Raw genomic sequence first — 1,599 nt, 5'->3', positions numbered from 1 at the left:
AGCTCCAAGTCTATAACCGTAGGGACTATAATCTGTTCCCTATGAGACCTCTGGGTTGGAAATCCCCACAGACTGTCCTGAAGGAATTTATTAAGGAGGGTGTAACATATGTTTGACAAACCCACAAGGGGATTTTTCAAAGGAAATTCTCATCTTCTATGGAAAAAAACAGTAAATTATTAAAAATTTATTAACAATCGTAAAAAATGCGTAACTTTTAGTTTACAAATTTTGGATTATTTAGTATACTAATTCAGGATAAAAAAGACAGAAAGGTGATCTCATGGCAGAAAATGAAAACTTCTCCAAAGATAACAATACAGAAAACATTCTGACAGAAAATACAGAACTTACAGAAAATACAGAAAACACTGCATCTGCAGAAAGCACACAGGCAGAAGCAAAGGCGGACAAGCATTTGATTACGCTGCATCTGTCCCACAAAAACGGTTCCAAAACCCTGCACCTGAAAAAAGGTCATCTCATTGCCGCATCTGTAGCAGCATTGCTGGTATTGGGCGGCGGCGCTTATGCAGGTGTTTCCTATTTGCAGACCCAGAACCGTCTGACAAACTCTCAGCAGCAGCTGGCAGAAATGGAAAAGGAAAACCGTAAACTGACCCAGCGCACAGAAATACTGGAAAACGAAAACGAAGAATACACCCAGCACATCAACGAAATCCAGATGAAAACAGAAGAGCTGGAAAACAAGATGACGGAACTGGAAAATACAAAACAGAGCCTTGCGGAAGAAATCAACAACATGAGCGGTACTTCCACAGACAGTACAGCTACAGCTTCTGCGGAAAATGGCGACACTGCATGTGCAGAAGCAAATCTTTCCACTGCATGCCTTTCCATTCTGGAAAACGGCAGTACATCTCAGTCTGGTGAAAAAACATTCACCACCATCGTTACAACTTCTTACAACAAGGCAACTTCCCTTTCCGCACAGCTGGATAAAATGAATGTCATGCTGGATCTGACAGGCGCTTCCTTCGTGGATGTGGCAACAAACGTCACAGAAACACTGGCACAGTACAGCAACGTACCCATGGGCTATCCACTGGAAGAATATGTGATTTCCACAGAATTTAATCCCGACGGTGATCCTACCATCAGCGACGGTCGTGTGCATAAAGGCGTTGACCTTTCCACCAGAAGCCAGATTGTACCCATCAGCGCAACAGCAGCAGGTACTGTTGTAGAAGCTACTTACCATGATGACTATGGTTATTATGTAAAGATCGACCACGGCAACGGTTTCACCACACTGTATGCCCATAACTCCGAAAATCTGGTAGAAGTTGGCGACACTGTGAAAAAAGGCGATGTCATCGCTATGACTGGTTCCACCGGCATGTCCACTGGTGTTCACTGCCATTATGAAATTCAGCTCAACGGCATTTACCAGAACCCGAAAGACTACGAATAATCATTATGTTTAAAAAAGAAATTTTGCTGGAATCCTGAATGAACTGAACCCAAAAAGTTAGACAATATTTTCAAATTAAAATTGTTTAAGAAGCCAGAAGGGCTTGTTGTCTGTAAATTGCAGGTGGCAAGCCCTTTAACTTTGCTTTGATTCGATGGTTATTA

The 1,599-nt window shown here is 42.2% G+C and carries 2 protein-coding genes; one reads left to right on the top strand and one right to left on the bottom strand.

Annotated elements, in window-relative coordinates; genetic code table 11:
• Window positions 1-283: 283 nt before the first annotated feature.
• Window positions 284-1,435 (top strand): M23 family metallopeptidase, encoded by a 1,152-nt coding sequence (locus INF29_RS14140; RefSeq protein WP_193487364.1) that lies wholly within the window; start codon window positions 284-286, stop codon window positions 1,433-1,435.
• Window positions 1,436-1,520: 85 nt separating this feature from the next.
• Here INF29_RS14140 and INF29_RS15440 read toward each other — a convergent pair.
• Window positions 1,521-1,599 (bottom strand): IS3 family transposase (locus tag INF29_RS15440; protein ID WP_408626509.1); only part of this gene is annotated, 79 nt, incomplete at its 5' end.

It is taken from the genome of Anaerotignum lactatifermentans, assembly GCF_014982935.1.
Lineage (GTDB): Bacteria > Bacillota > Clostridia > Lachnospirales > Anaerotignaceae > Anaerotignum > Anaerotignum lactatifermentans.
This window is presented reverse-complemented; position numbering and strand designations above follow the sequence as displayed.